The following is a 21,183-nucleotide window of genomic DNA, read 5'->3' on the forward strand; positions in this document are numbered from 1 at the left end:
GAGGCGAATTCTACAGCGTTACACGCTGTTGTCAACACCTCTTTTTCAACTTCCTTCTGGCTTCGATGAACTGAAGCAACCTGCCGCCGAAACCTACATAACTCATTGAATCTCAAGGAGTTTTCCGTTTCGACTGCGCCGGAAGTGGGGCGAATTATAGACATCCTGAATCTGCCGTCAACCGTTAATTTCACTTTTCTATCGATAGGCGGAAAAGACGGCCTTTATATAGACGTGATGGCAACGAATGCGCAGTATATTGCCCACTATCAAAATAAAACCCTGCTTTTTTACCTTGGACGATGCCGCGCAATGAATGACCAGCCACGCTCTCTTGCCTCAATGCTGTTCCCGGTTGGCCTGCTATTAATAGCCATGGCATCAATCCAGTCCGGCGCCTCACTTGCCAAAAGCATGTTCCCCATCGTTGGCGCTCAGGGAACCACTACGCTGCGGCTGATCTTTGCCAGTGTCATCATGCTGTTGATACTGCGTCCCTGGCGAGCCAGGCTGACCGCCAAGTCGCTACGCACGGTCATCGTTTACGGCATGGCTCTAGGCGGAATGAACTTCCTCTTCTATATGTCATTGCGCACTGTGCCGCTGGGGATTGCCGTTGCCCTTGAGTTCACCGGGCCGCTGGCTGTAGCCATCTATGCCTCCCGTCGTGCCATCGACTTTCTCTGGATCGCTCTCGCCGCCGCGGGATTGATGTTGCTGATTCCAACAGGTGCCACCAGCGCCGGAATCGATCTGGTCGGTGCTGGGTATGCATTGGGAGCAGGTATCTGTTGGGCGCTATATATCCTGTTCGGCCAGAAGGCAGGTGCCGATAACGGTGTGACGACCGCAGCATTAGGCGTAATGATCGCGGCATTGTTCGTGGCCCCTATTGGCATCGTGCATGCTGGCTCAGCGCTTTTGACCCCCTCCCTGATTCCCATTGCCATTGGCGTCGCCATTCTATCCACCGCCCTGCCCTACACACTGGAGATGGTCGCCCTTACCCGCATGCCGGCACGGACATTCGGCACACTGATGAGTATCGAACCGGCTTTCGGAGCCTTATCGGGCCTGCTGTTTCTGCACGAATTCCTCACACTGTCACAATGGATGGCGATCCTGTGCATTATTCTGGCGTCTGTCGGCGCAACCATGACCATGGGTAGCGCCGCGAAGCCTGCAATAGCGGCTGATTGAAAGAGGTTTTGACGAAGGTCTGGCAATTGGTGCGTATTTAGGCCATGTTTAGACCTGTAACCCAATGCCAGACATGGATTTTTTCGGACAGGGATTTCAAAACGCTTAGAGCGCAGGCGAACACAGGCAAACCCGGGCATTAGACTCGTGGCCGCTATAAGGACGGTAATGAAACGAATTTTGATACTGATCGCCATACTGGCTATTGCGGGTTGTGCGGCGACTTCGGAAACCAAGGTAAAACGCGGAAAAAAAGGGCTGCACATCAACTGCTCAGGGCTATCGTCCTCCTGGGACAAATGCTACGCCAGCGCCGCCAATGCTTGCTTGCCGAAAGGCTATAAGGTCATCGCCAAATCCGGTGACACCGTCGAAGAGCCCGGCGATTACCCGTTCGGTCTCAATCCTGCGGGCTACACCAGTCGCAGCATGATTGTCATCTGTAAATAGATCAGCGCTGCGCGGCAATCTGCCGGCCAATTTCTTCATGGCTGGACTTCAGCACCGCTTGCTGAACGTCCGGCGTGGCCAACATGCGCGCCACCACCAATGCCCCAACGCATTGCGACAGCACCGACCACGCCAGGGTCTCGCTCTCAAGTATCTGTGCCCAACGCTCCTGAAGCCGGCAAATCCACAGCTCGGCCTGCTCGCGCACCCGAACATCCGATCGAGCAATTTCTGCGCCCAACGCCGGCAACGCGCAACCGGCCTCAGGTTGCTCTACGTGAGCCATGCTCAGGTAGTGCTTGAGACAGCGCTCCAGTCGCTCACGATCCCGCGTGCCCTCTCCGCCCAATCGTTCAAGGCTTTGACCCAACTCGCGCTCGACGACGGCAGTGAACAACGCATCCTTCGACGAAAAGTAACTGTAGAACGCCGCGCCACTCAATCCGATAGCCTTCATCAAGCCATCGACGCCTACCGTGGAAAACCCCGAACGCTTTGCTGACAGCGAGCTGCTCTGCAATAGCTTTTCCCGGGTTTCCAACTTGTGACTGGCGGAGTAACGCATGTGTTTGCCCTCGAATCGACTGCCTTGACGTGGTCTGGATCCTAGCATAACGTTCGTTCACTTAACGATCGTTTAATAAAGGCATCTACCCATGAATAACAAGAAGGTCGTATTAGTGGTTGGCGCTGGCGATGCCACGGGAGGGGCGATTGCCAAGCGTTTTGCCAAAGAAGGATTCATCGCCTGCGTCACCCGACGCAGCGCCGACAAATTGCAGCCGCTGGTGGACGCGATCAAGGCTGAAGGCGGTGAAGCCCACGGTTTTGCCTGCGATGCGCGCAAAGAAGAAGACGTAATCGCTCTGATTGAAGACATCGAGACTCGCCTCGGTCCGATCGAAGCTTTTGTGTTCAATATCGGCGCCAATGTGCCGTGCAGCATTCTTGAAGAAACCGCACGCAAGTATTTCAAGATCTGGGAAATGGCCTGTTTCTCAGGCTTCCTCAATGCCCGTGAAGTGGCCAAACGCATGGTCACGCGCAATCGCGGCACGATTCTCTTCACCGGTGCTACCGCCGGACTTCGCGGTGCTTCCGGATTCGCCGCCTTCGCCGGTGCCAAGCACGGTATCCGCGCACTGGCGCAAAGCATGGCGCGGGAACTTGGGCCGATGAACATCCACGTCGCCCATGTGGTGGTCGATGGAGCGATCGACACCGATTTCATTCGCAACGGTTTTCCGGAAAAGTACGCGACCAAAGATCAGGATGGCATCCTCAATCCCGAGCACATCGCCGAGAACTACTGGTATCTACACAGTCAGCCGCGGGATGCCTGGTCGTTCGAGCTGGATCTGCGCCCCTGGAATGAACGCTGGTAAGCCAACGCCATAACAATAATGACAGAGACGCGAAAATGGCTAAAACCGTGGAGTTCTATTTCGACCTTGGCAGCCCTGCCACCTATCTGGCCTACACCCAATTGCCGAAGATTTGTGCCGAGACGAACAGTGAACTGATTTACATCCCGATGCTGCTCGGTGGCGTATTCAAGGCAACCGGCAACGCGTCACCGGCAATGATTCCGGCGAAGGGTCGGTATATGTTTCAGGATCTGGATCGCTACGCGAAACGCTACGGGGTGCCGCTGAGATTCAATCCGCATTTCCCGATCAACACACTGATGCTGATGCGTGCGGTCACGGGTATCCAATTACGTCAGCCAGAACGCTTTGAGGCGTTTATCGATTGTCTGTTCACGGCGCTGTGGGTTGAAGGACGCAGCCTCGACGAGCCCGCGACTGTCGCCGCCGTACTGAGCGAACACGGTTTCGACCCGCAGGAAGTTCTGGCGCTGAGCAACGATGAATCTGTCAAAGCAGCGCTTAAGGAGAACACCGAAACGGCGGTTAAACGCGGCGTGTTCGGCGCACCGAGCATGTTCATCGGTAATCAGCTGTTCTTCGGCCAGGATCGGCTCGACTTCGTTGAAGAAGCCCTGCGCCAGGGCTAGGCGATCATTCAGGCGCTGGTAACAGCGCCTGAATTGCAACCAGTCAGATGGCGGCAGTACGGGTGTTCAACCATTCCAGCGCAGCACCCTCAAGCAACGGACTCAAGCGCTCACGCACTTCTGTGTGGTAGGTGTTGAACCATTGTTTCTCTTCCTCAGTCAGCAGCGCCGGCAGCAGGCATCGGGTATCGATCGGGCACAGCGTCAAGGTTTCAAACTTGAGGAATTCACCGAATTCGCTGCTACCCGCCTCGCGGTTCATCGCCAGGTTCTCGATACGCACACCCCAACGGCCCGGACGATATGTACCCGGCTCGATCGACGTGATCATCCCCGGCTGCATGGCCGTCTGCGGTGCCGGCGCGGCCTGATAGGCAATCACCTGCGGGCCTTCATGGACATTGAGGAAATAGCCAACGCCGTGACCGGTGCCGTGGCCGTAATCCACGCTGTCGGCCCAGATCGGCGCACGGGCGATGGCGTCCAGCAGCGGCGAGAGAATGCCTTTCGGGAACTGCGCGCGCGACAGCGCGATCACGCCCTTGAGCACGCGCGTGCAATCACGCTTCTGCTCTTCGCTCGGCGTACCGACCGGCACCATCCGCGTGATGTCCGTGGTGCCGCCCAGGTACTGTCCACCCGAGTCGATCAGCAGCAAGCCGTCACCCTCAATCACCGCGTGTTCTTCTTCGGTCGCGTGGTAATGCGGCATGGCGCCATTGGCGTTGAACGCGGCGATGGTGTTGAAACTCAGCGATACATAATCCGGACGACGTTCGCGGGCAGCGGTGAGCTTCTCATCGATGGTCAGTTCGGTGATACGTTCGCGGCCCCACGCAGATTCCAGCCAGGCAAAGAATTCGCACAGCGCCGCACCGTCCTGTTCCATCGCTTGGCGGATGTGTTGAGCATCGGCTTCACTTTTCTGCGATTTGGCCAGCGTGGTCGGGTTCAAGCCTTCGACCAGTTTCACTGCGCTGTCGAGATTATCCAGTAAACCGCTGGTCACTCGTGCCGGATCGACCAGCAAGCTCGCGCCACTCGGAACGGCACGCAGGGCATCAGCGACTTCGCTGTAATCACGCAGCGTTACGCCATCCTGTTCCAGCACTGCGCGCAATTCGCCATCAACTTTGCTCAGCGCCACGAACAACGTCGCCTGATGCTGATCGATCAAGGCAAACGAAACAAACACCGGGTTGAACGACACATCGCCGCCGCGCAGGTTGAACAGCCAGGCAATGTCGTCGAGGGTGGCGATGAAATGCCAGTCGGCCCCGCGCTCCCGCAAAGTTTCGCGCAGTTTGGCGAGTTTCTCGCCACGGCTGACCGTCGCCTGCGGTGGCAGATGCTGATAGATCGGTGCATTCGGCAGGCCCGGACGATCGCTCCAGACTTCCTGCAGCAGATCGATATCGGTACGCAGGCGCGCACCGCGTGCTTCCAGCTTGCTGCTCAGGGTACGCGCCGACGCCACGGCCATCACCGCACCGTCAACTGCGACCACACCACCTTCCGGTGTTTGCTCGGCCAGCCAGTCCAGCGGACTCGGTTGACCCGGTTGCAGTTTGACCAGTTCGATGCCGCTGCCCTTGAGCTCCTTGGTCGCTTGCTCCCAATAACGGCTGTCGGCCCAGACACCAGCGAAATCAGCGGTGACGATCAACGTCCCGACCGAACCATGGAAGCCCGACAACCACTGCCGGCCCTGCCAGTAACCCGGCAGGTATTCCGACAAGTGCGGGTCGGCGGACGGCACCAACAGCGCATGAATGCCTTCACGGCGCATCAGTTCACGGGTCTGCGCCAGGCGCTGGGGCACCGATCCTTCGGTCGAGGTCTGGGTACTCATCATGTCTCCTGCTAATCACTTCATCGTTATTGTTCGTAGCCGAGAGGTCGGCTCGTTTAAAGCCCGGTCGCCCAGAATGCCGGAGCACTGGCGCAGGCGGTCTTGATCAGTTGCACGGCCTTATCGATATCTTCGGCGGTGGTGAAGCGGCCGAGGCTCAGTCGAATGGTGCGACCGGCCAGGTGCGCGTCATGCCCCAGCGCCAACAACACGTGGGATGGCGTGTTACTGGCCGAGTTGCAGGCCGAGGTCGCGGAAAAGGCAATCGAATGGCTCAACGCCGCGCTGTTGAATTCACCTTCGCTGAAGGTCAGGCTCAAGGTGTGCGGAATGCGTTGAGTGGCGCAACCATTGAGACGTACGCCCGGAAGGCTGAGCAGTTGTTCGAGCAAGCGTTCACGCAACGCGACGATCGTTTTTTTCTCATCATCGAACGTCTCTGCGGCCAGCGCGAACGCTGCGCCCATGCCGGCAATCTGGTGCGTCGCCAACGTCCCGGAGCGCAAGCCACCTTCATGTCCGCCGCCGTGAATCTGCGCCTGTAACCGCTGCTGCGCCCGTGGGCCGACATACAACGCGCCAATGCCTTTGGGGCCGTAGAGTTTGTGTGCGGAGAAGGACATCAGATCCACCGGCCATTGCCCCAGATCGATGGCCACTTTGCCAGCGCCCTGCGCCGCATCGACATGGAACAACGCCTCGCGACTACGCACCACTTCGCCAATCGCTTGAACATCATTGACGGTACCCAACTCGTTGTTGACCAGCATCAGCGACACCAGAAAGGTGTCGTCGCGCATGGCTTCACTGACCGCTTGCGGGGTGATCAGGCCATCGACATCCGGCACCAGATAGGTTGCGGCGACGCCGGCGTCCTGCAATTGGCGGGCGGTATCGAGGATGGCTTTGTGTTCGATCTGACTGGTAATGATGTGGCCGCCGGGGACACCGCGGGCCTGCGCCACGCCTTTGAGGGCAAGGTTATTGGACTCGGTGGCACCGGAGGTCCAGACGATCTGCTCAGCCTTGGCGCCGACCAGTTCGGCGACCTGTCGGCGGGCCTGCTCGACCGTGTGTCGGGCTTGCTGGCCGAACGCGTGGGAGCTGGAAGCCGGGTTGCCAAAGTTACCGTGAAACCCCAGACACTCGATCATCACCTGGATGACCCGCTCGTCAACCGGGGTGGTGGCGGCGTAATCGAAATACAACGGACGTGTGTTCATAAATGACTCGCAGAGCGTGTTCCGGGATCAGGAGGCTCGTGTCTGCAAACGGCACGGCGCAGCCTTGTGAGCTGCGCGTCGGTTCGAGAGCGTCATCAATACCTGATCGGATGCCGTTAAAGAAGAACAACTTCATTTAAAAGTGCGTAGGAACGCTCCTGAAGTCGAGCTTAACAGGCATCCGGCCTGCGGTTGAAGCGATGCGTCAGCTAAAGCTTTCGAGAAGTAACGGGTACAGCGAAATCACCAGCAATGCGGCCATGCCCCAGTTGAACACGCGCAACCAGCGCGGATCCTTCAGCACATTGCGCAACAACGTACCGCAGGCCGCCCAGACGCCGACGCTGGGCAGGTTGATGATGGCGAACACCGCGGCAATCACCACGACATTGGTGAAATAGCCCTGCATCGGCGTGTAGGTGCTGATGGCCCCGATGGCCATGATCCACGCCTTGGGATTGACCCACTGAAACGCGGCGGCGCCGAGGTAGCTGATCGGCTTGGACTCGCCTTCGGCGCTGTCGCCGACCGGTCCTGAGTGAGCGATTTTCCACGCCAGATACAGCAGATAGGCCGCGCCAACATAGCGCAGAACCGTGTAGAGAATCGGGTAGGTCTGAAACACCGCACCGAGGCCAAAGCCCACGGCCACGACCAGAACGAAGAAGCCGCAAGTGATCCCGAGCATGTGCGGGATGGTGCGGTTGAAGCCGAAATTAACTCCCGATGCCAGCAACATGGTGTTGTTCGGCCCCGGCGTAATCGAGGTGACAAGGGCAAACAGGGCAAAGCCCAACAGCAGGTCAAGCGAGAGGTTCATGGCAGGCAATCCATCAGGGTCATTCAGGTGTAGACCCTATCCCACACCGCCCGGCAAGCCCACGGACAGTTGGGGAAAACTTCCAGCAGTACAGTTTTTTTTCAGCTAGGACGACCGTGCAGCTGTACGGCACGTTCGGCACTCATTTCAGCTTTCTTGTCGAACTGCGACTGACCGAGCAGTTGGGCTTTTTTCGCGTGGTATTCGTCGAAGGACAAGCCGCTGCGATTCAGTGCTTCCATCGCCAATTCGCGGGATTCTTCATCGGTGTAAGGGCGCAGTTCCGGTGATACATGTCCAGCACAACCGGCGAGTACGGAGACAGCGAGCAACAGGGAGACAGTCAGTAAACGATTCATGGGAGCGTCCTGGCGAGCAATGGGGAGTCGATGGACAAAGGCTACGCCCGGGCACGCTTGCGCAGAAATCAACGCTCTCAATAGTGGCTATCAGGAAATCGACACGTGCTGGCACATATCTCTTAACGATCTATAAATATCAATTAACGTTCTTTTACAGAATAACAAACTGCCTTTATAACTCCCTGCATGGGCTGAGCACTGTTGCTCCAGCAACTGTTGCTCAGCCAACACTGATTCAACAAAGCGCCCTGCTACTCACAGGGGTGACCGCCGCGCTAACGCTCAACGCCTTGTAAACCGGGGCTTCCAGGACTTGGTACAGCGCTTGCTCTGACCCGGTGACTCACTCACTGCTCGCTGAGCAACTGTTGAAAAAAGGAACTGATCATGTCGCGTCCCCTGAAAGTCGTCGCCCTCTCCGGCGGCACCTGGCGTCCGTCCCGCACCCTGGTACTGACCCAAGCTTTGATCGCCGAACTGGCCGAGCACTTGTCCATTGAAAGCCATTTGATCGAACTCGGTGATATCGCTCGCCCGCTCGGCGGCGCGCTGTCGCGTCAGGAACTCAGTGCAGAGGTTGAAGCCGAGTTGCAAGCCATTGAACAGGCCGATCTGCTGATCGTTGCCGCGCCGGTTTATCGCGGTTCCTACCCGGGCCTGCTCAAGCACTTGTTCGACCTGATCGACCTCAACGCCTTGATCGACACCCCAGTGCTGCTCGCCGCTACCGGCGGCAGCGAACGCCATGCGCTGGTGCTCGATCACCAGTTGCGGCCGCTGTTCAGCTTCTTTCAGGCCATGACTTTGCCAATCGGCGTGTACGCCACCGAAGCCGACTTCGCCGATTACCAGATCACCAGCGAACTGTTGAAGGCGCGCATCCGCCTCGCGGCCGAACGCGCAGCGCCGCTGTTCGCCACCCAAATCAAACCTTTGCTGAAAATCGCCTGAGGAGCCGTTCATGGATGTTTTCTGGTTCCTGCCGACCCACGGTGATGGCCACTATCTGGGCACTACCCAAGGTGCGCGCCCGGTCACCCTCAACTATCTGAAACAAGTGGCGCAGGCGGCTGACAGCCTCGGCTACCACGGCGTGCTGATCCCCACCGGACGCTCCTGCGAAGACTCCTGGGTGATCGCCTCGGCGCTGGTGCCGTTGACCGAACGTCTGCGTTATCTGGTAGCGATCCGTCCGGGAATCATCTCGCCGACGGTGTCGGCGCGCATGGCTGCGACGCTTGACCGGTTATCCAACGGCCGTTTGCTGATCAACGTCGTGACCGGTGGCGATCCGGACGAGAACCGTGGCGACGGCAGTTTTCTCAGTCACGCCGAGCGCTATGAAGTCACCGATGAATTCCTGAAAATCTGGCGCCGCGTGTTGCAGGGCGAGGCGGTGGATTTCGACGGCAAACACCTGAAGGTGCAGAACGCCAAAGCCCTCTATCCGCCCGTGCAGAAACCCTATCCGCCGCTGTACTTCGGCGGCTCCTCCGATGCCGCGCATGATCTGGCTGCCGAGCAGGTCGATGTCTATCTGACCTGGGGCGAACCACCCGCCGCGGTTGCAGAAAAACTCGCCGACGTGCGCGAACGAGCGGCGCGGCATGGGCGCAAGGTGAAGTTCGGCATCCGCTTACACGTGATCGTGCGCGAGACCGCCGAAGAGGCGTGGAAAGCGGCGGACAAACTGATCGAACACATCAGCGACGAGACTATTGAGGCCGCGCAGAAATCCTTCTCGCGCTTCGACTCGGAAGGTCAACGGCGCATGGCGGCTTTGCACGATGGTCGTCGCGATAACCTCGAGATCGCTCCGAATCTGTGGGCTGGTGTCGGTCTGGTGCGTGGCGGTGCCGGTACGGCGCTGGTCGGCGATCCGCAGCAAGTGGCGGCGCGGATCAAGGAATACGCGGATCTGGGCATCGAGAGTTTCATCTTCTCCGGTTATCCGCATCTGGAAGAAGCTTACCGCTTTGCCGAGCTGGTGTTCCCGCTGCTGCCCGAGCCTTACGCGAGTCTGGCCGGGCGTGGCGTGACCAATCTGACCGGGCCGTTTGGCGAAATGATTGCCAATGATGTGCTGCCCACAAAAGCCTCGGCGTAAACCGGATCTCTTGTGTAAGAGCTGCCGCAGGCTGAGTGAATTCAGGAGTGTTGGTGTGACCGCCAAACCGCAAAGTACTTTGTTATCCCCATTGCAGACCGCGCGCCAACTGGCTGCCGAGTTTGCCCTGACCGCCGTCGAGCGTGACGAACGTGGTGGCACGCCAAAAGTCGAGCGCGATGCCCTGCGCGACAGCGGCCTGCTGGCCCTGAGCATTCCCACCCGCTACGGCGGCCTCGGCGCGAGCTGGAGTGAAACCCTGCAGGTCGTTCGTGAATTCGCCAAGGTCGACAGCTCGATCGCCCACGTTTTCGGTTTTCATCATTTGATGCTCGCCACCGTGCGCCTGTTTTCCCGGCCGGAACAATGGCAGCCGTGGTTCGAACAGACCGCGCGGCAGAACTGGTTCTGGGGCAATGCGCTCAACCCGCTCGACACTCGCACCGTGGTCAAGGATCTCGGCGGCTGGCGCGAGTTTTCCGGGAAGAAAAGCTTCTGTTCCGGCGCCAGCGACTCACAAATGCTGATCGCCTCGGCCGTCGATGAGAGCGCTGGCGGCAAATTGCTGATCGCGGCGATTCCCAGCGGCCGCAGTGGAATCACCCTGCACAACGACTGGAACAACATCGGCCAGCGCCAGACCGATAGCGGCAGCGCGACCTTTGAACGGGTGCGCGTCGAAGAGTCGGAATTGCTCCTCGATCCCGGCCCGCTGAGCACGCCGTTCGCCTGCCTGCGGCCATTGATCGCGCAGCTGACGTTCACGCATATGTTTCTCGGGATTGCCGAAGGCGCCTTTGAAGAAGCGCGGCAATACACCCTCAGCGAAACCCGGCTCTGGCACAAATCCTCGGCGCGCGATGTGCGTGAAGATCCATACGTGCTCGCGCATTACGGCGAGTTCTGGGTGGCGCTGGAAGGCATTCGTCTGCTGGTCGAACGCGCGGCCGCATTGCTCGATGAAGCCTGGGCCAAGGGTGCGAATCTCAGTGCCGAGGAGCGCGGCCAAGTCGCGACAGCGATTGCTACCGCGAAAGTTGCCGCCAGCCGTCAGGGCCTGGAGATTTGCAGCCGTCTGTTCGAAGTGACCGGCGCGCGTTCCACTCATGCTTCCCTGCGCCTCGATCGTCACTGGCGCAACCTGCGCACGCAAACCCTGCACGACCCGCTGGACTACAAACTCCATGAGCTGGGCGACTGGGCGCTGAACCAGTCGCTGCCGGTGCCGACTTTCTATTCCTGACCTGCCTGCATTTGAACTAAAAAGAAGGACGAGCCCATGCAACTGCTGACCCTACCGCCCTCCCCCGCGCTCGCCACGTCGATCCGCGCCACCGCGCAGGTGTTCGAAGACCCGAAATCCCAGGCCCTGCTCGCGCATTTGCAACAGGTCGCGCCGAGCGAAGCCAGTGTGCTGATCATCGGTGAGACCGGCACCGGCAAAGAGCTGGTAGCGCGGCATATTCATAACCTCAGCAACCGCCGTCATCGGCCGTTTATCGCGGTCAATTGCGGGGCGTTTTCCGAGTCGCTGGTGGAAGCGGAATTATTCGGTCATGAAAAAGGCGCGTTCACCGGCGCCCTGAGTGCCAAGGCCGGATGGTTCGAGGAGGCGGACGGCGGCACCTTGTTTCTCGATGAGATCGGCGATCTGCCGATGGCGATTCAGGTGAAGTTGCTGCGGGTGTTGCAGGAGCGCGAAGTGGTGCGGCTGGGCTCGCGCAAAAGCATTCCCATCGATGTGCGGGTGCTGGCAGCGACCAACGTGCAGCTGGAAAAGGCCATCAATGCCGGCCATTTCCGCGAGGATCTGTATTACCGCCTCAACGTGGTCAATCTGGAATTGAGCCCGTTGCGTGAGCGTCCCGGCGATATCCTCCCGCTCACGCGCCATTTCATCGAGGCCTACAGCCAGCGCCTCGGTTATGGCCGCGTCAGCATCAGCCCCGGTGCCGAGCACAAACTGCGTGGCTACAGTTGGCCGGGCAACATTCGCGAACTGGAAAACGTCATCCATCACACCCTGCTGATCTGCCGCAATGGCGTGATCGAACGCGATGATCTGCGCCTGTCGAACCTGCGTATCGAGCGCCCGGACGATCATCACAGCAGCGCCGATGATTCACCGGAAGCGTTGCTGGAACAGGCCTTTCAAAAACTGTTCGCGCAACAGGCCGGTGCTTTGCACGAGAAAGTCGAGGACGCCTTGCTGCGCGCAGCGTATCGCTTTTGCCATTACAACCAGGTGCACACCGCAGCACTGCTCGGTCTGAGCCGCAACGTCACCCGCACGCGGCTGATCAAGATCGGCGAACTGGCGGTGAACAAGCGGCGACTCACGGAAAATCTGCAAGGCGAGCGCTTGATCCAGCTGTCGATCTAGCCGACCAGGTGGCAGTGCAGCGCATCGTCGGGACTGCGGGCGATGCTGCTCAACACCTGAAACGAATTGAAGGTGATGGTTTTCGCCTGATGGGTGTGAATCAGTTGCCAGAAATCCTGCTCGCCGCTTTCAAAGCTGCGAAACGCCGCCTCCCCTGCCTCGCGGGTCTGCCATTGGAGAAAACTCAGCACGCGCCGGCCGTCATCGCTGGCCTGCACACTGGCGCTGACAAAACCGTCGTAGCGCTGAGCCAGACGCTCGGTTTGCCTCGATAGTGCAGTCACCAGCGCAGGTTGTTGGCGTGGTTCGATTTCAAATTCGATCAATTGGGTAAAACTGCGGTTGTTCATGGAATGCCCCCACTCAGCGTAAGACGAGCCTTGCGACTCGAAGACCTGCAGGGTAAAACCTCTAGTTAAGTCAAGGTCAAGAGCTGTCTGCAGATGATCAGCAAAGAAAATGTGCACAAGCAGTTAACAGTCGGCGAAGTCGCGGCGCGCAGCGGTGTCGCCGTCACCGCCCTGCACTTTTATGAGTCCAAAGGCTTGATCAAGAGCCAGCGCAATGCCGGCAATCAGCGCCGTTATCCGCGCGAAGTGCTGCGCCGGGTGGCGTTGATCAAAGTCGCGCAGCGGCTGGGGATTCCATTGGCGGAGATTGGCGAGGCGCTGAAAATCCTTCCGGATGATCGTGCGCCCAGCGCGGCCGACTGGAAAACCCTCTCGGAGCAATGGCGCCGAGAGCTGGATGAACGGATCGCACAATTGACGCTACTGCGTGACCGGCTCAATGGCTGCATCGGTTGCGGGTGTTTGTCGATGGAGGCCTGCCCGCTGCGCAATCAGGGCGATGTACTCGGCGAACAAGGCCCGGGGCCGCACTTTCCAAAGGATTGACTGCTCGTCGGGCAAAAACCTGCACGGCGAGGACAGTTCTATAGTGAATCTTCCACAAATCCGGTGGAGTCCTGTCCCATAGAACAACAATTCAGGGAGAACGTCATGAGCGTCAAACCCATCCCCGAGGGGTATCACAGCATTACCCCGTATCTCGGCATCCACAAAGCGGCCGAGGCCATCGATTTCTATAAAAAAGCCTTCGGCGCCACCGAAGTCATGCGCCTGGCCATGCCCGACGGCGGCATCGGCCACGCCGAACTGCGCATCGGCGACAGCGCGATCATGCTCGGCTCGCCGTGCGATCAGGGGCCGTTGAGCAATCCTGATAAAAGCGTGTCAGTTGGTTTGCATCTGTACGTGACCGATGTCGACAAGTCCTTTCAGCGCGCGCTGGACGCGGGGGCGACGACGGTGTCCGAGGTCAAGGATCAGTTTTACGGTGATCGCAGCGGCACGTTGAAGGATCCGTATGGGCATCTGTGGTTTCTGGCCTCGCGCAAGGAAGATCTGACTGAAGAACAGATCAAGCAGCGGGCGATGGAGATGTTTCAGCAGGGTTGAGCATTTCAGTGTCTGGACTGGCCTCTTCGCGAGCAGGCTCGCTTCCACAGGGTTTCGTTGGGTGGCATAGATAATCGTCACACCGGAAACTACTGTGGGAGCGAGCTTGCTCGCGAAGGGGCCGGCACCGAAAACACATAACCCCATCAACACACTTCATGAACCTGCCGACCACGCTTTGCCCCTTGCCGCGAACGCCGGACGATTTCAGGATGCAGCCAACCAGAACCCTGAAAAAGGATCAGCCCGATGTTTGCCGGATTCCGCAAAGACCAGCGTCACGTCAACGGCGTCGACATTGCCTACCGCCTCGGCGGCAGCGGCCCGGGCCTGTTGCTGTTGCACGGGCACCCGCAGACCCATGTGATCTGGCACAAGATTGCCGAACAACTGGCCGAACACTTCACCGTGGTCGCCGCCGACCTGCGCGGTTACGGCGACAGCAGTCGCCCGGCCGCTGATGAGCTGCACGCCCATTACTCGAAACGCGAAATGGCCCGCGACAATGTCGAGTTGATGCAGGCGCTGGGCTTCGAACAGTTTTCGATTCTCGCTCACGACCGTGGCGCGCGGGTCGCCCATCGTCTCGCGCTTGATCACCCGAACGCCGTGCAGCGCATGATGCTGCTCGACATCGCCCCGACCCTGTCGATGTATACGCAAACCAACGAAGCCTTCGCCCGCGCGTATTGGCACTGGTTCTTCCTGATCCGCCCGGCACCACTGCCGGAAACCCTGATCAAAGCGGATCCGGAAGGCTATCTGCGCAGCGTAATGGGCAGCCGCAGCGCAGGACTCAAGCCGTTTACCGATGAAGCCTTTGGCGAATACCTACGCTGCCTGCAACGACCGGGCAGCGCTCGCGGCATCTGCGAAGACTATCGCGCCAGCGCCGGCATCGATCTTGCGCACGATCGCGCCGACATCGCCGCCGGGCATCAGCTGAATCTACCGCTGCGCGTGTTGTGGGGCGCCGAAGGCACGGTCGGACGCTGCTTCGATCCGCTCAAGGAGTGGCAGCAAGTGGCGACCAACGTCAGCGGCCAGGCCTTGCCCGCTGGCCATTACATTGCCGAAGAAATCCCCGAACCGTTGCTCGCCGAAGCATTGGCCTTTTTGCGCTGAGCGGAGACACTGGATCTCGGTGCTATGCTGGCGGCTTCTGCCGCCAGTGTTCGTTTTTGACATGTCCCAGAAGAAAGACACCGTGCCCCTGCCCGAAGACCTGCGCGTACTGCTCACCGTAATCCGCAAAAACGGCTTTGCCGCTGCAGCAGATGAACTAGGCCTGTCACCGGCCTACGTCAGCAAACGCATCCAGATTCTCGAAACCACCCTCGGCACGCGTCTGTTGCACCGCACCAGCCGTCGCGTCTCGCTGACCGAGGACGGCGAGCGCGTGCAGCGCTGGGCGTTGCGCATTCTCGATGATTTCCAGCAGTTGCACGATGAACTCTCCGACGCCCACGGCAGCCCGCGTGGGCGTTTGCACATTTGCAGCAGTTTCGGTTTCGGTCGCAATCACGTAGCCCCGGCGGTGTCGTTGCTGGCCGAACGTTATCCAGACCTGGAGATTCGCCTCGACCTGTTTGACCGGGTGGTGGACATCATCAACGAAGGCTTCGATCTGGAAATCCGCGTCGGCGATGACCTGCCCGGCCAGCACATCGGTCGACGCCTGGTCAGTAACCGGCGGGTACTGTGCGCCGCTCCCGGTTATCTGCAACGTCGCGGCACACCGCAGACGCTGGACGAACTGCAACAGCACGATTGCCTGGTGATCAAGGAGCGCGACAACGCCTTTGGGATCTGGAATCTGGATCGCGACGGCAGACAAGAAAGCGTGCGGGTCAGCGGGCCGTTATCGTCAAACAACGGCGAAATCGTTTTGCAATGGGCGCTGGATGGGCGCGGGGTGTTGTTGCGCTCGCTGTGGGATGTGAAGCCGCTACTGGAGCAAGGACGCTTGGTGCAGGTGCTCGACGATTACAGCCAGAGCGCCAATGTCTGGGCGGTGTACCCGACGCGGCTGGCACATTCCGGCAAATTGCGCGCGTGTGTGGAGTTTTTGCAGGCGCATTTCAAAGGATTGTCGCTGTAGCCCAAAACACCACTCCCCCCTGTAGGAGTGAGCCTGCTCGCGATAGCGGTGGATCTGTCAAAGTTGCTGTGTCTGACACACCGCTATCGCGAGCAGGCTCGCTCCCACAAGGGATCAGCGGTGGGTCAGGACAGCCAAGGGTTGTTGGCCAAATGCTCGCGCTCGAAGATCTTGATCTGTTCGCGCCGTTGCAGGGTGCTGCCGATGGCATCCAGGCCGAGCAGCAGTGCGGTTTTGCGCAGGGTATCAATCTGGAACTCGATCACCGTGCCATCCGCCAGACTGATCTGCTGAGCCTGCAGATCAATAGCGATCCGCGCCGTTTCAGGCTCACTGACAAGTTGTCCGATGCGTTGCACCTGCGCCTCCTCCAGCGTGATCAACAACACCCCGTTACGCTGGCAATTGTCGTAGAAGATCCCGGCAAAACTGCTGCCGATCAATGCGCGGATGCCCATCTGCTGTAAACCCCACACCGCGTGTTCACGGCTGGAACCGCAGCCAAAATTCGCTCCGACTACTAGAAAACTCGCGCCCTGCCATGTCGATTTGTTCAACACAAAATCGGGATCGGGGCTGCCATCGCGCAGAAACCGCAGATCGAAAAACAGCCCGCGATCGAGTCCTTGGCGATCAATGCCTTTGAGGAATTGCTTGGGCATGATCACGTCCGTGTCGACGTTGGCCGCCAGTAACGGTGCGGCCCGACCGCTGACGTGGGTGAAGGGTTGCAGGCTCATGGGCGTTCTCCAAATTGGCGGATATCGGTGAGTCGACCGCAGATCGCAGCAGCGGCGACCATGGCCGGGCTCATCAAATGAGTGCGCGCACCGGCGCCCTGACGGCCTTCGAAATTGCGGTTGGTACTCGACGCGCAGCGGTCGCCGGGCGCAAGTACGTCGTCGTTCATCGCCAGGCACATCGAGCAGCCGGACTGACGCCACTCGAATCCGGCATCGATAAAGATCTGCGCCAGCCCTTCGGCCTCGGCCTGAGCGCGAACTTCGCTGGAGCCGGGGACGATCATCGCCCGCACATGTCCGGCCACTTGCTGACCGCGCACGACGCTGGCGGCATCGCGCAGGTCTTCTATCCGCGCGTTGGTGCACGAGCCGATAAAGGCGTGGCTGATAACAATGTCGCTGAGCGCCATACCCGCTTCGAGGCCCATGTAACTGAGGGCGCGACGCATGTCCTGACGCAGGACCGGATCGCTGATCGCTTGCGGATCCGGCACCCGCGCACCGATTGCAGCGGCCTGATCGGGGCTGGTGCCCCAGGTGACCATCGGTTCCAGGACGCTGGCGTCGAGGTGAATCTCGCGGTCAAACCGCGCACCGGGATCACTGCGCAGTTCGCGCCACTTCTTCACGCCTTGTTCCCATAGCTCTCCTTGCGGCGTTCGCGGCTTGCCCTTGAGATAGGCGAAGACTTTGTCATCCGGGGCCATGAATGCGCCGCGCGCTCCAGCCTCGACGGCCATGTTGCAAATGGTCATGCGCGCTTCAACGCTGAGGGCATCAATGGTCGAGCCGCAGAATTCGATCGCGTAACCGCTGGCTCCGGAAGCACCGATGCGGCCGATCAGGGCCATGATCACGTCTTTCGAGGTCAAACCCGGCGCCAACTCGCCGTCGACGGTCACGCGCAGGCTTTTCAGTCGTTTGTAGACCAGCGTCTGCGAAGCCAGCAGGTGTTCGATCTCGGAGGTGCCGATGCCGAAACCGAAAGCACCGAGTGCGCCATAAGTGGTGGTGTGGCTGTCGCCAGCGGCAATGACCATACCGGGCAGAATAAAGCCCTGCTCGGGGGCGATAACGTGTTCGATGCCCTGACGCTTGTCGAGGATGTCCAGCAACTCGATGCCGAAGTCCCGGCAGTTCTCCGCCAGATACGACACTTGCCGCGCGCCGCCGGCGTCGGGCATTGCTGCGATGCGCACAGGCGTGGTCGGGTTGACGTGATCGACCACCGCCAGCGCCGTGGCCGGCCGCCAGACATCGCGCCCGGCCGCGCGCAAACCGCTGAAAGCCTGCGGGCTGGTGTATTCGTTGATCACCTGACGATCGATATACAACAGGACATGACCCTGATCGTCGAGGCGGCATACCGTGTGCGAATCGATGTGTTTGTCATAGAGGGTTCTGGCGGTCATCAAGGCGCTCACTCAGGGAAATCAGGTGATCCCCATCATAGGGAGCGCGGGTCGGCCATCAATTGGCAGACAGTGATGGCGTCATCCATGAATCGTGTTTGATCTGCCGATCAGCGAGACCCTGTGGGAGCGAGCCTGCTCGCGAATGCGGTGGATCAGGCAACGGATGAAGTGACTGACCCGGCGCTTTCGCGAGCAGGCTCGCTCCCACAAAGGGATTTGTGGTGAGCGGGGAATTGGGAAACATTTGCTTTCATATCACCTTTCGGGATTTGTCCCGCTCATTCGTCCTATAGAGATGCAGGCCGTTCGCGTAGGCAAAAGCCACGTTCGGTCTTTCGGGGTCTGCCGTGCTGCGAAGCCCGTAGCCACGCGCCCTTTCACCGCTATCAAGACGCGCAATCATGTCGAAGAAATCCCGCTCCAAACTGTGGTTCCTCGTTCATAGCTGGCTGGCGTTACCGATCTGGTTCTTTGTCCTGATCGTCTGTGTCACCGGCACGCTGGCGGTGGTCAGCCAGGAAATCGTCTGGCTGGCCAACCCGCAGATGCGCGCCAGCCAGCCTGCGGACGATGCGCCGCTGCTCAGCTATGACCAGATCATGGCAGCGATCAAAACAGCCGAACCGCAGACCCTCGTTGAAAGCATCAGTCGTCCCGACGAATCCCACTTCGCCCTCGACGTTGCGGTCAGCTATCCGGACGGTCGTTCGCAGACGGTCTACGTCAATCCTTACACCGGGGTAATTCAGGGCCCTGCCCCGACCTTCGATTTCAAGGCCTTCACCCGCGCCTTGCATGGCTGGTGGCTGGTGCCGTTCACCAACGGTTTCAGTTGGGGCTGGTATCTGGTGTCGTTCCTCGGCGTGCCGATGCTGGTGTCGCTGATCACAGGCCTGGTGGTCTACAAGCGCTTCTGGAAAGGTTTTCTGCGTCCGACCCTGCGCGTGCGTCACGGTGCGCGGATCTTCTGGGGTGACTTCCACCGCTTGTGCGGTATCTGGTCGATCTGGTTCATTGCGGTGATTTCCATCACCGGGATCTGGTTTCTGATTCGGGCGATTCTGTTCGACAACCAGATCGCCATTTCCAGCGAGCCGATCATTCCGGCCATGTCCCGCGAGAGCGTGCCGATCTCTGCCGCCGGCACACCGCCGCCACGGATCAGCCTGGACCGTGCCGTCGAGCTCGCGCAAGAGAAGATTCCGGGGCTGGAAGCCAGCTTCGTCAGCCTGCCGGGCAATGCCTACAGCCACATGAGCGTCGGTGGGCGCGGCTGGTATCCGTTGATGTTCCAGACCGCCACGCTCAATCCGTACAACGGCGACATCGCCGCTTCACGGCTTCTGTCCGATCGTTCGTCGCTGGAGTTCGTCACCGAGTCCATGCGGCCACTGCACACCGGCGACTTCGGCGGCATCTGGATCAAGCTGATCTGGTTCTTCTTCGGTTTGATCCTGAGCATGATGATCCTCAGCGGCTTGTTGATCTGGACCAAACGCACTGCGCTGGCCACCGCCAACGCGTTGAAGCGCGAAGACAAGAAACACCGCCTCAAGGCACAACCGGCGATGAGCCGTGAAACCTCGGAGGCCAGCCTGTGAGCAGATCCATCACCGAGGCACAGCCTTCTCGACTCGCGCGTTTCTGGCACACATGGCGCTTCCACATCAATGTCCTGCTGCTGTTGATCCCGCTGGGGTTCATGCCCAAATACTTCGCCGACGCCTCGCTGTTTCGCGGTGACAGCGGCCTGGGCCAACATGTAATCGGCAATATCCAGGTCGGCCCGTGGAGCCTGCGCCTGGCCGAACTGCGCAACGAAGCGCCGGTGCTCACTGGCCCGGCCGGCTACATGAAAGACTTCAGCGCGGCCCTGTGCGATGCCTGTGTCGAGCAGGTCAAGGCCACCTACCTGCGCATCGGCAAGCCACGCAGCCTGCGCGCCGCCGGTACGATTTTCTTCGGCACGCCTTACCGCATGGGCACGCAGATGCCGATCCCGGAGAAGACCAGACCCGACGCCGAACTGTGGATCACCATGGAAGGCTGGGACGGCAGCATGCATCAGGCTTCGATTCCCCTGAGTCAGGCCTCCCCCGCCACCTTCGCCTGGCTGAACAAACAAGGAGTCAAACCATGACGTGTTCCCAACGCTCTTCCCGCCTGCGCTTGAAGGCCGCGCTGCTGGTGCTGTGCGCCGGTTTCAGCGCCAGTGCGCTGGCCCACAATCCGATGTGCGAATGCACCGCCATCGACGCCGAACAGATCAAATGCACCGGCGGGTTCTCCGACGGCAGCGGTGCGCCGGGGGTGACCCTCGATGTGATCGGTTACGACGAAACCATTCTGGTGCCGGGCAAGCTCGGCGCCGATTCCACACTGACGTTCAAGAAACCCGGCAGCGAATTTTACGTGCTGTTCGACGCGGGCCCGGGCCACGTGGTGGAAATCGACCAAGCGGATATCGAAGCCCCATGAGTACGCCCACCAGCCAAATCGTGCGCCCGGCCGGTGCCGGTCATGAAACCCTCAATGTGCTGCTGTTGTGCCTGTTGATCCTCGCGGTCGCCGGTTCCGTGGTCGCGTGGCGCGGGGTTTCCCATGAGCCCGAGCCAGTGGCGACTCACCAGCTCGACGCACGCCGCGACCTCAGTGCTGCCGAGCAAGGCATCTATGCCGACCTGCGGGTGACCCTCGATGAAATCCGCTTGCTGCGCGAGGAACAACAAGCCCTGCCGACGCCGCAGAATCTGGCCGACGAAGGGTTTGCGCCATTTGCCCAGGATGCGAGTTCGGTCAGCCGCGGTGGTCATGCCTGGCAATTGCTGGCGGACGCCGCGTATTTCGGCCAAAGCCAGAATCCGGCCGTCGCCGGTTCGTTTGTGATGCTGCTCAGCGCCGATGACAAGGCTGCGCCGGACATCTGGCTCAGCCGCGATGCTGCCGCTCAAGCCCCGGCGCAACTCACTGCGGCGGCGCTGTCCGCTGCCGGCTGGAAACAGATCGTCGCGCAATACGATGCCGGGGTTACCCGCGAACATCGCCATTGA

At 59.8% G+C, this 21,183-nt stretch carries 24 protein-coding genes; 16 read left to right on the forward strand and 8 right to left on the reverse strand.

The features are described from left to right. Positions 1–312: 312 nt before the first annotated feature. Positions 313–1,200 (forward strand): threonine/homoserine exporter RhtA, encoded by an 888-nt coding sequence (rhtA, locus tag AB4N74_RS14625; RefSeq protein WP_095048642.1) that lies wholly within the window; start codon positions 313–315, stop codon positions 1,198–1,200. 168 nt (positions 1,201–1,368) lie between these two features. Beyond that, positions 1,369–1,650 carry a hypothetical protein gene (locus tag AB4N74_RS14630; RefSeq protein WP_093434980.1) on the forward strand — a complete coding sequence of 94 codons (282 nt, stop codon included), beginning with the start codon at positions 1,369–1,371 and terminating at the stop codon, positions 1,648–1,650. 1 nt (position 1,651) lies between these two features. Here AB4N74_RS14630 and AB4N74_RS14635 read toward each other — a convergent pair whose 3' ends face one another. Beyond that, positions 1,652–2,215, reverse strand: a complete 564-nt coding sequence (locus tag AB4N74_RS14635) for a TetR/AcrR family transcriptional regulator (RefSeq protein ID WP_460100984.1) — start codon at positions 2,213–2,215, stop codon at positions 1,652–1,654. A 91-nt stretch (positions 2,216–2,306) separates the two neighbouring features. Between AB4N74_RS14635 and AB4N74_RS14640 the strand changes: the two genes are divergently transcribed. Both AB4N74_RS14640 and AB4N74_RS14645 read left to right on the forward strand, forming a co-directional pair. Next, the gene (locus AB4N74_RS14640; protein WP_093434984.1) at positions 2,307–3,035 is read left to right on the forward strand and encodes an SDR family oxidoreductase; all 729 of its coding nucleotides are present in this window, start codon (positions 2,307–2,309) and stop codon (positions 3,033–3,035) included. A gap of 35 nt (positions 3,036–3,070) precedes the next feature. Then, complete coding sequence (locus AB4N74_RS14645) at positions 3,071–3,667, forward strand: 2-hydroxychromene-2-carboxylate isomerase (RefSeq protein ID WP_460100988.1); 597 nt, start codon at positions 3,071–3,073, stop codon at positions 3,665–3,667. A 43-nt stretch (positions 3,668–3,710) separates the two neighbouring features. On the opposite strand, the gene AB4N74_RS14650 is transcribed toward AB4N74_RS14645, so the two are convergent. From AB4N74_RS14650 to AB4N74_RS14665, 4 genes are all read right to left on the reverse strand, one after another. After that, positions 3,711–5,519, reverse strand: a complete 1,809-nt coding sequence (locus AB4N74_RS14650; RefSeq protein ID WP_116256571.1) for an aminopeptidase P family protein — start codon at positions 5,517–5,519, stop codon at positions 3,711–3,713. 56 nt (positions 5,520–5,575) lie between these two features. Next, positions 5,576–6,742, reverse strand: a complete 1,167-nt coding sequence (locus AB4N74_RS14655; RefSeq protein ID WP_460100991.1) for an aminotransferase class V-fold PLP-dependent enzyme — start codon at positions 6,740–6,742, stop codon at positions 5,576–5,578. Positions 6,743–6,947: 205 nt separating this feature from the next. Then, positions 6,948–7,562: a LysE family translocator gene (locus AB4N74_RS14660; protein ID WP_116256570.1), complete on the reverse strand. Its 615-nt coding sequence runs from the start codon at positions 7,560–7,562 to the stop codon at positions 6,948–6,950. Between the two features lie 101 nt (positions 7,563–7,663). Then, the gene (locus tag AB4N74_RS14665) at positions 7,664–7,921 is read right to left on the reverse strand and encodes a hypothetical protein (protein ID WP_093434993.1); all 258 of its coding nucleotides are present in this window, start codon (positions 7,919–7,921) and stop codon (positions 7,664–7,666) included. A 390-nt stretch (positions 7,922–8,311) separates the two neighbouring features. Here AB4N74_RS14665 and msuE point away from each other — a divergent pair, with 390 nt between their 5' ends. From msuE to AB4N74_RS14685, 4 genes are read left to right on the forward strand one after another with little or no spacing between them, the layout of a single operon-like run. Further along, positions 8,312–8,875 (forward strand): FMN reductase, encoded by a 564-nt coding sequence (gene msuE / locus AB4N74_RS14670; RefSeq protein ID WP_093434995.1) that lies wholly within the window; start codon positions 8,312–8,314, stop codon positions 8,873–8,875. 10 nt (positions 8,876–8,885) lie between these two features. Then, complete coding sequence (ssuD, locus tag AB4N74_RS14675) at positions 8,886–10,031, forward strand: FMNH2-dependent alkanesulfonate monooxygenase (protein WP_007949711.1); 1,146 nt, start codon at positions 8,886–8,888, stop codon at positions 10,029–10,031. A 55-nt stretch (positions 10,032–10,086) separates the two neighbouring features. Then, a complete protein-coding gene (locus AB4N74_RS14680) occupies positions 10,087–11,274 on the forward strand; it encodes an acyl-CoA dehydrogenase family protein (RefSeq protein ID WP_116256569.1) in 1,188 nt (395 codons plus the stop codon). 36 nt (positions 11,275–11,310) lie between these two features. Then, positions 11,311–12,414 carry a sigma-54 interaction domain-containing protein gene (locus AB4N74_RS14685; protein ID WP_099756810.1) on the forward strand — a complete coding sequence of 368 codons (1,104 nt, stop codon included), beginning with the start codon at positions 11,311–11,313 and terminating at the stop codon, positions 12,412–12,414. Here the strand turns inward: AB4N74_RS14685 and AB4N74_RS14690 are convergent. After that, positions 12,411–12,764, reverse strand: a complete 354-nt coding sequence (locus AB4N74_RS14690; RefSeq protein WP_093435009.1) for an antibiotic biosynthesis monooxygenase — start codon at positions 12,762–12,764, stop codon at positions 12,411–12,413. The genes AB4N74_RS14685 and AB4N74_RS14690 overlap by 4 nt on opposite strands. A 93-nt stretch (positions 12,765–12,857) precedes the next feature. Here AB4N74_RS14690 and soxR point away from each other — a divergent pair, with 93 nt between their 5' ends. The 4 genes from soxR (at position 12,858) to AB4N74_RS14710 (ending at position 15,975) form a co-directional block, all read left to right on the forward strand. Next, entirely contained in the window at positions 12,858–13,310 is a 453-nt protein-coding gene (gene soxR, locus AB4N74_RS14695) for a redox-sensitive transcriptional activator SoxR (RefSeq protein ID WP_257355681.1), read from the forward strand. Between the two features lie 105 nt (positions 13,311–13,415). Then, on the forward strand, positions 13,416–13,874 hold the full coding sequence (locus AB4N74_RS14700) for a VOC family protein (protein ID WP_093435014.1): 459 nt from the start codon (positions 13,416–13,418) through the stop codon (positions 13,872–13,874). 249 nt (positions 13,875–14,123) lie between these two features. Next, a complete protein-coding gene (locus AB4N74_RS14705) occupies positions 14,124–14,999 on the forward strand; it encodes an alpha/beta fold hydrolase (RefSeq protein ID WP_460100998.1) in 876 nt (291 codons plus the stop codon). Positions 15,000–15,060: 61 nt separating this feature from the next. Next, positions 15,061–15,975: a LysR substrate-binding domain-containing protein gene (locus AB4N74_RS14710; protein ID WP_257355683.1), complete on the forward strand. Its 915-nt coding sequence runs from the start codon at positions 15,061–15,063 to the stop codon at positions 15,973–15,975. Between the two features lie 125 nt (positions 15,976–16,100). Here AB4N74_RS14710 and leuD read toward each other — a convergent pair whose 3' ends face one another. Continuing rightward, the gene (gene leuD, locus AB4N74_RS14715) at positions 16,101–16,715 is read right to left on the reverse strand and encodes a 3-isopropylmalate dehydratase small subunit (protein ID WP_460101001.1); all 615 of its coding nucleotides are present in this window, start codon (positions 16,713–16,715) and stop codon (positions 16,101–16,103) included. Further along, on the reverse strand, positions 16,712–18,130 hold the full coding sequence (gene leuC / locus AB4N74_RS14720) for a 3-isopropylmalate dehydratase large subunit (protein ID WP_460101004.1): 1,419 nt from the start codon (positions 18,128–18,130) through the stop codon (positions 16,712–16,714). The genes leuD and leuC overlap by 4 nt, the downstream gene beginning before the upstream one ends. A gap of 404 nt (positions 18,131–18,534) precedes the next feature. On the opposite strand from leuC, the gene AB4N74_RS14725 reads away from it, so the two are divergent. From AB4N74_RS14725 to AB4N74_RS14740, 4 genes are read left to right on the forward strand one after another with little or no spacing between them, the layout of a single operon-like run. Next, positions 18,535–19,734, forward strand: a complete 1,200-nt coding sequence (locus tag AB4N74_RS14725; protein WP_093435024.1) for a PepSY-associated TM helix domain-containing protein — start codon at positions 18,535–18,537, stop codon at positions 19,732–19,734. Beyond that, positions 19,731–20,273 (forward strand): thiamine pyrophosphate-binding protein, encoded by a 543-nt coding sequence (locus tag AB4N74_RS14730; RefSeq protein ID WP_460101007.1) that lies wholly within the window; start codon positions 19,731–19,733, stop codon positions 20,271–20,273. Before AB4N74_RS14725 ends, AB4N74_RS14730 begins: the two co-directional genes overlap by 4 nt. Continuing rightward, positions 20,270–20,611 carry a hypothetical protein gene (locus AB4N74_RS14735; RefSeq protein WP_093435028.1) on the forward strand — a complete coding sequence of 114 codons (342 nt, stop codon included), beginning with the start codon at positions 20,270–20,272 and terminating at the stop codon, positions 20,609–20,611. The genes AB4N74_RS14730 and AB4N74_RS14735 overlap by 4 nt, the downstream gene beginning before the upstream one ends. Next, positions 20,608–21,183 carry a DUF6162 family protein gene (locus AB4N74_RS14740; protein WP_093435030.1) on the forward strand — a complete coding sequence of 192 codons (576 nt, stop codon included), beginning with the start codon at positions 20,608–20,610 and terminating at the stop codon, positions 21,181–21,183. The genes AB4N74_RS14735 and AB4N74_RS14740 overlap by 4 nt, the downstream gene beginning before the upstream one ends.

Source organism: Pseudomonas sp. H3_C08, assembly GCF_054669455.1.

Bases quoted from the DNA above. Each gene is read 5' to 3' on its own strand.
- rhtA (WP_095048642.1), top strand. From the start codon at position 313: ATGAATGACCAGCCACGCTCTCTTGCCTCAATGCTGTTCCCGGTTGGC.
- AB4N74_RS14630 (WP_093434980.1), top strand. From the start codon at position 1,369: ATGAAACGAATTTTGATACTGATCGCCATACTGGCTATTGCGGGTTGT.
- AB4N74_RS14635 (WP_460100984.1), bottom strand. From the start codon at position 2,215: ATGCGTTACTCCGCCAGTCACAAGTTGGAAACCCGGGAAAAGCTATTG.
- AB4N74_RS14640 (WP_093434984.1), top strand. From the start codon at position 2,307: ATGAATAACAAGAAGGTCGTATTAGTGGTTGGCGCTGGCGATGCCACG.
- AB4N74_RS14645 (WP_460100988.1), top strand. From the start codon at position 3,071: ATGGCTAAAACCGTGGAGTTCTATTTCGACCTTGGCAGCCCTGCCACC.
- AB4N74_RS14650 (WP_116256571.1), bottom strand. From the start codon at position 5,519: ATGAGTACCCAGACCTCGACCGAAGGATCGGTGCCCCAGCGCCTGGCG.
- AB4N74_RS14655 (WP_460100991.1), bottom strand. From the start codon at position 6,742: ATGAACACACGTCCGTTGTATTTCGATTACGCCGCCACCACCCCGGTT.
- AB4N74_RS14660 (WP_116256570.1), bottom strand. From the start codon at position 7,562: ATGAACCTCTCGCTTGACCTGCTGTTGGGCTTTGCCCTGTTTGCCCTT.
- AB4N74_RS14665 (WP_093434993.1), bottom strand. From the start codon at position 7,921: ATGAATCGTTTACTGACTGTCTCCCTGTTGCTCGCTGTCTCCGTACTC.
- msuE (WP_093434995.1), top strand. From the start codon at position 8,312: ATGTCGCGTCCCCTGAAAGTCGTCGCCCTCTCCGGCGGCACCTGGCGT.
- ssuD (WP_007949711.1), top strand. From the start codon at position 8,886: ATGGATGTTTTCTGGTTCCTGCCGACCCACGGTGATGGCCACTATCTG.
- AB4N74_RS14685 (WP_099756810.1), top strand. From the start codon at position 11,311: ATGCAACTGCTGACCCTACCGCCCTCCCCCGCGCTCGCCACGTCGATC.
- AB4N74_RS14690 (WP_093435009.1), bottom strand. From the start codon at position 12,764: ATGAACAACCGCAGTTTTACCCAATTGATCGAATTTGAAATCGAACCA.
- soxR (WP_257355681.1), top strand. From the start codon at position 12,858: ATGATCAGCAAAGAAAATGTGCACAAGCAGTTAACAGTCGGCGAAGTC.
- AB4N74_RS14700 (WP_093435014.1), top strand. From the start codon at position 13,416: ATGAGCGTCAAACCCATCCCCGAGGGGTATCACAGCATTACCCCGTAT.
- AB4N74_RS14705 (WP_460100998.1), top strand. From the start codon at position 14,124: ATGTTTGCCGGATTCCGCAAAGACCAGCGTCACGTCAACGGCGTCGAC.
- AB4N74_RS14710 (WP_257355683.1), top strand. From the start codon at position 15,061: ATGTCCCAGAAGAAAGACACCGTGCCCCTGCCCGAAGACCTGCGCGTA.
- leuD (WP_460101001.1), bottom strand. From the start codon at position 16,715: ATGAGCCTGCAACCCTTCACCCACGTCAGCGGTCGGGCCGCACCGTTA.
- leuC (WP_460101004.1), bottom strand. From the start codon at position 18,130: ATGACCGCCAGAACCCTCTATGACAAACACATCGATTCGCACACGGTA.
- AB4N74_RS14725 (WP_093435024.1), top strand. From the start codon at position 18,535: ATGTCGAAGAAATCCCGCTCCAAACTGTGGTTCCTCGTTCATAGCTGG.
- AB4N74_RS14735 (WP_093435028.1), top strand. From the start codon at position 20,270: ATGACGTGTTCCCAACGCTCTTCCCGCCTGCGCTTGAAGGCCGCGCTG.
- AB4N74_RS14740 (WP_093435030.1), top strand. From the start codon at position 20,608: ATGAGTACGCCCACCAGCCAAATCGTGCGCCCGGCCGGTGCCGGTCAT.